Source organism: Candidatus Nitrosarchaeum limnium BG20, from assembly GCF_000241145.1.
Classification (GTDB): domain Archaea; phylum Thermoproteota; class Nitrososphaeria; order Nitrososphaerales; family Nitrosopumilaceae; genus Nitrosarchaeum; species Nitrosarchaeum limnae.
Genome location: NZ_AHJG01000224.1, coordinates 1 through 6,108, shown reverse-complemented (window position 1 = coordinate 6,108; position 6,108 = coordinate 1). Strand labels below are relative to the sequence as shown.

Annotated in this window: 1 protein-coding gene and 2 rRNA genes; 2 read left to right on the top strand and 1 reads right to left on the bottom strand. The window is 46.1% G+C overall.

Annotated features, from left to right (window positions below; translation table 11 throughout):
• Positions 1–984, bottom strand: a 984-nt coding sequence (locus tag BG20_RS07785; RefSeq protein ID WP_010193267.1) for an aspartate aminotransferase family protein, incomplete at its 3' end; no start/stop codon positions are given.
• A 378-nt stretch (positions 985–1,362) separates the two neighbouring features.
• On the opposite strand from BG20_RS07785, the gene BG20_RS07780 reads away from it, so the two are divergent.
• Positions 1,363–2,833: ribosomal RNA gene (locus tag BG20_RS07780) — 16S ribosomal RNA — on the top strand.
• A 150-nt stretch (positions 2,834–2,983) separates the two neighbouring features.
• Positions 2,984–5,980: ribosomal RNA gene (locus BG20_RS07775) — 23S ribosomal RNA — on the top strand.
• The 16S and 23S rRNA genes sit together here, the layout of an rRNA operon.
• Positions 5,981–6,108: the final 128 nt, after the last annotated feature.

Sequence of the window (6,108 nt, the reverse complement as noted above, 5' to 3'; positions counted from 1 at the left end):
TTTTGATTTTTTTAATTCAGTTAATGTTGCAAATCCTGAAGTCATTGACATTGGATTTGCAGAAAATGTTCCACCCCCGATATAACTTCGTTCTGTTTTTTTCTTGCCCTTTGTGTTGGAATGCTCCATTATCTCTTTTTTGCCACACATCACACCAATTGGCATTCCACCACCAACAATTTTTCCTAACGTAACAATGTCAGGATCAATCTTCATTGTTGGATACAGACACCCATATCTGAATCTAAATCCAGTTACAATCTCATCTAAGATAAATAATGAATTATTTTTTTTACAAAACTCTTGTATTCCTTTAAGATATTCTGCTTTTGCTGGAATACATCCGCCGCCACCTAATACGGGTTCAATTATTATCCCGGCTAAATCATTTGAAACTTTATTTAGAATCTCTAAAGATTTTTCCAAATCATTGTATGGAATTGATATTATTTTTTCTTCATTTACAACACCACTGCTCTCCGATTCTGTAAATGGCCAGTTTACACTCTTTAGTAAATCCGATGTATATCCATGCCAACCACCATCAATCTTTGCAATAATGTTTTTACCGGTGACTGAACGTGCTAGTCTTACTGCATACATTGTAGCTTCAGTTCCAGATGTGACATAACGAATCTTTTCAGCTACTGGAACTGCTTTTGTAATTAATTCAGATAACTTGATAGTTTGCTCATTTACCGTTCCATACATCCAACTTTTGTCAATCTGTTTTTTTATGGATTCTTTGACTTGTTTTGGAGCATGTCCTAAAATCAAACTCCAATGTCCCATCCAATAATCTGTATACTTGTTGTTATCGACATCGACTAAATTTTTTCCAGCAGACGATTTTACAACAAATGGGTATGGTTCAAAGAATCTAATATTATGACTAACTCCGTTTACATGAAATTTTAGGGATTTGGAAAATAGTTTTACCGATCCTTTTGTTTTTTTCTTGTATTCTGAAATGTAATCTGTCAAAAGTTATTCTATAATTACCATTTCAGCAATTTTAAGTATCGATATTTGCTCTCAACTTGCCCTGTTTTGTGAATAAAACACGAATGAGGGGTGGGTATGTACAGAAATATGAAATTTTTATAAAAAAAACAGAGATCAGAAATAATTTTAGGCATGGTTTATATGGATTTGGATTCCTTGAGTTTCTGCATACGTAAAGCAATAGGCGGCGCTTGTGATGAAAGCATGGTATTATACCATTTTGTGATTCATGGGCCTCCATTTACGCATACAAAATGAGGATCTGATCAACTGATCAAATCTGAAATGTGAAGATTATGTGCATCCGTCAATTCCAATTATAGTACAACATGTACTTCAATAATCACGTAAAATCAGAATCCGGTTGATCCTGCCGGACCTGACTGCTATCGGAATGATACTAAGCCATGCGAGTCATTGTAGCAATACAAGGCAGACGGCTCAGTAACGCGTAGTCAATCTACCCTGTGGACGGGAATAATCTCGGGAAACTGAGAATAATACCCGATAGAACATTATGCCTGGAATGGTTTATGTTTCAAATGATTTATCGCCATAGGATGGGACTGCGGCCTATCAGTTTGTTGGTGAGGTAATGGCCCACCAAGACTATTACAGGTACGGGCTCTGAGAGGAGTAGCCCGGAGATGGGTACTGAGACACGGACCCAGGCCCTATGGGGCGCAGCAGGCGAGAAAACTTTGCAATGTGCGAAAGCACGACAAGGTTAATCCGAGTGGTTTCTGCTAAAGAAACCTTTTGCCAGTCCTAGAAACACTGGTGAATAAGGGGTGGGCAAGTTCTGGTGTCAGCCGCCGCGGTAAAACCAGCACCTCAAGTGGTCAGGATGATTATTGGGCCTAAAGCATCCGTAGCTCGTTTTGTAAGTTTTCGGTTAAATCCATGCGCTCAACGTATGGGCTGCCGGGAATACTGCATAACTAGGAAGTGGGAGAGGTAGACGGTACTCGGTAGGAAGGGGTAAAATCCTTTGATCTATTGATGACCACCTGTGGCGAAGGCGGTCTACCAGAACACGTTCGACGGTGAGGGATGAAAGCTGGGGGAGCAAACCGGATTAGATACCCGGGTAGTCCCAGCTGTAAACTATGCAAACTCAGTGATGCATTGGCTTGTGGCCAATGCAGTGCTGCAGGGAAGCCGTTAAGTTTGCCGCCTGGGAAGTACGTACGCAAGTATGAAACTTAAAGGAATTGGCGGGGGAGCACCACAAGGGGTGAAGCCTGCGGTTCAATTGGAGTCAACGCCAGAAATCTTACCCGGAGAGACAGCAGAATGAAGGTCAAGCTGAAGACTTTACCAGACAAGCTGAGAGGTGGTGCATGGCCGTCGCCAGCTCGTGCCGTGAGATGTCCTGTTAAGTCAGGTAACGAGCGAGATCCCTGCCTCTAGTTGCCACCATTACTCTCAGGAGTAGTGGGGCGAATTAGCGGGACCGCCGCAGTTAATGCGGAGGAAGGAAGGGGCCACGGCAGGTCAGTATGCCCCGAAACTCTGGGGCCACACGCGGGCTGCAATGGTAGTGACAATTGGTTCCGAATCCGAAAGGAGGAGGTAATCCTCAAACGCTACCACAGTTATGACTGAGGGCTGCAACTCGCCCTCACGAATATGGAATCCCTAGTAACTGCGTGTCATTATCGCGCGGTGAATACGTCCCTGCTCCTTGCACACACCGCCCGTCGTTTCATTGAAGTTTGCTTTTAGCGAGGTGACGTCTGATTGGCGTTATCGAACTTGAGGTAAGTGACAAGGGAAAAGTCGTAACAAGGTGACCGTAGGGGAACCTGCGGTCGGATCACCTCCTTAGACAAAGTGAATGTGCCGGGTGCACATAATCTTCACAAAATCATCGATGCAATGCATCACGAAAGTGATGTATGAAGGATGTAGCAGGTTCCTCTTACCGGAGGACTTGCAATGATCGTCGTGCATAGTCGTGTAATATGTGGCTGAATTTGCCGGTGTAAAGACGCCAATAGGTGGATTGCTAGGCTTGAGGAGAGAAGAAGGACGTGGCAAGCTGCGATAAGCTCGGGGTAGGCGCACGCATCCTATGATCCCGAGATGTCCGAATGAGAATCTTACACATAGTGTATTCCGTTACAATGGTGATGGAAGTCGAACCGTGGGAATTGAAGCATCTTAGTACCACGTGGAAAAGAAATCAATTGAGATTTCCCAAGTAGAGGCGATCGAAAAGGAAATAGCCCAAACTGAATCCTTCGGGAGATGTGGTGTTTTGGTATGATAATATGGAATCCTGGAACACAGCTGAAATGATCTGAAATGTTCTGGCACAGAGGGTGATACCCCCTTAAGCGAAGTGGAAATGGTCCTATTCATACCCGAGTAGTTGTCCTTGGTAGTGGGCAATGAATATGGGTGAAAGTAGCATCCGAGGCTAAATATCTCTCAAGACCGATAGTGTACTAGTACCGTGAGGGAAAGCTGAAAAGTACCCCGGAAGGGGGGTGAAAAGTGCATGAAACCTATTGGTTACAGACGTGCGTGGCATGAAAGGTGATTTTTTCAGATTGGAGGTTCTAGCAATAGAGCTAAAGATTTGATGTTTTAATCATCAGTGTCACGCGTTCCGTCTCGAATCACGGGCCAGGGAGCTAACTGTCATGGCAAGCTTAAACCTTCAATGGTGAAGGCGAAGGGAAACCGAGTTCTCGCAGCTTCACAAGAAGTCAGGAGAAGCGTGTGAAAGTGCGTTGAGTCATGGCAGCTAGGCTAGAAGCCAGACGATCTATTCCTGAGCTAGATGAAGGCGGGCGAAAGCCCGCTGGAGGTCTTAAGACGTTCTGACGTGCAAATCGTTGTTGTGACTTGGGAATAGGGGTCAAAAACCAATCTAGTCTGGCGCTCGCTAGTTCCAACCGAAGCGTCTCGCAGGGCGTGCTTTGTGGAGATAGTGTTTCCGGTAGAGCACTGATAGGGGGGCGCGGGGAAGAAATTCCTCACCCTCCATTCAAACTCCGAACGGATACACATCGTAGAAGCAAGGACACGGGTTCGTGTGGCGTAAGGCTCACGACCGAAAGGGGTTTAACCCAAACTGAAGTTAAGGTCCCTAAATTTTTGCTAAGTGTCAAGCCAAAGAGCGTGTTCTCGCCAAGACAGCAGGGAGGTATGCTCAGAAGCAGCAATCCTTTAAAAAAGTGTGTAACAACTTACCTGCCGAGGGGGGATGCCTCAAAAATGTACGGGGCTAAAGCAAAGTACCGATACTTTAGATAATTATCAGTAGATGATTCATGGTAGGTTGGCGTAGTGATTGGGTCGAAGCAGGGCGGTGACGTCCTGTGGACCGATTTCTATTGCAGATCCTGGTGGCAGTAACAGCATAGTATAGTGAGAATCTATACCACCGCAAGCGCAAGGGTTTCCAGGCAATGCGTTATCAGCCTGGAGGTAGTCGATCCTAAGGTTTACCTCAACAGAGTAAATCGAATGGGAAACTGGTTAATATTCCAGTACCTTGCACAGAGCGTTTGAGCTATATGGTTAGCTTTCGGATAGGGGTTGTACAACTATCGTTGTATCTAACTGTTCTAGGGTTGGGGAGTGTCGTAATGACGAGAACTAATCCGAGGCAGGAGTGGCTTCGCGTTAGCGGAGTTTTCTTGAATCCAAGAGACCATGAAAGACCGTGTAGTTAGTAATGTGCAAGCTCGTACCGAGAACCGACACAGGTGCGCTAGCTTAGTAAGCTAAGGTGCTACGAGTATACCGTATGGCGAGGGAATTCGGCAAATTAGTCCTGTAGCTTAGGTATAAGGGATGCCTGCAATCTTCATGAGGAATGGGGATCGCAGGTTACAATGACAAGGGGGTTCCGACTGTTTAATAAAAACACAGGCGACTGCTAGTCCGAAAGGATTTGTATAGTCGCTGAATCCTGGCCGGTGCCGGTACCTAAAACTTGGGTTCAACCGAGCTAAGGGCCGGTTAACGCCGGGAGTAACTCTGACTCTCTTAAGGTAGCCAAATGCCTTGTCGGGTAAGTTCCGACGCGCATGAATGGAACAACGAGAGCCCCACTGTCCCCGCCTACAACTCGGTGAAGCCACATAAGGAGGACGAACAGTCCTTCATCTTCCATCGGGGAGAGAAGACCCCGTGGAGTTTTACTGCAGCTTGTGCTTGTGGTATAGTAAAAATTGCACAGGGTATCTGGGAGCCATGCTTAACATTCTCCGGGATGTTAAGAAGCAACGATGTAACACCAGACTCTTTTTGCAGTACCACTTATCCAGAGAAGACTGGAGACACGTGCAGGTGGGCAGTTCGGCTGGGGCGGCACCCCTTTGAAAAGATATCAAAGGGGCCCAAAGTTTAGTTCAAACGGGGCAGAAATCCGTTGAAGAGGGCAAAGCCAAAAACTAGACTGAATGGATTTCCAAACGCACGGAATTCATAGACGAAAGTCTGGCTTAGCGATCCTTCGTGTGCCCACTATTGGGGCCCGGAGGTGACAGAAAAATTACCCCAGGGATAACAGGCTCGTCGCGGGCGAGAGCTCCTATCGACCCCGCGGTTTGGTACCTCGATGTCGGCTTTTCCTATCCTGGTCCTGCAGCAGGGGCCAAGGGTGTGGCTGCTCGCCAATTAAAAGGGAACATGAGCTGGGTTTAGACCGTCGTGAGACAGGTCGGTCTCTGCCTGATGGAAGCGTGGATGTCTGAGGGGAAGTTGCTCCGAGTACGAGAGGAACAGAGCAGCGTGGCCACTGGTTTACCGGTTGTCTGATAAGGCAGGCCGGGCAGCTAAGCCATTTGGGCTAAGTGCTGAAAGCATCTAAGCACGAATCCCATCCCGAGACAAGACATCCTTTCGTAAGATGAAGGTCGGCAGCAGAAGACTGCGTTGATAGGAAGGTGGTGTAGATCACAAGCTTCGGCGAGTGGTGAGCCAGCCTTTACTAACAGACCAACACACCGGTTCAGCCACTTACATAGAGACTATGCACGATGAATTCATTTTTGAATTCACAAAGTGGAATTAAATACACGACATGTACGATGATTTATTTTTAATCACTCTTAGCGAATGCTATACATTTTGTTTTGATGA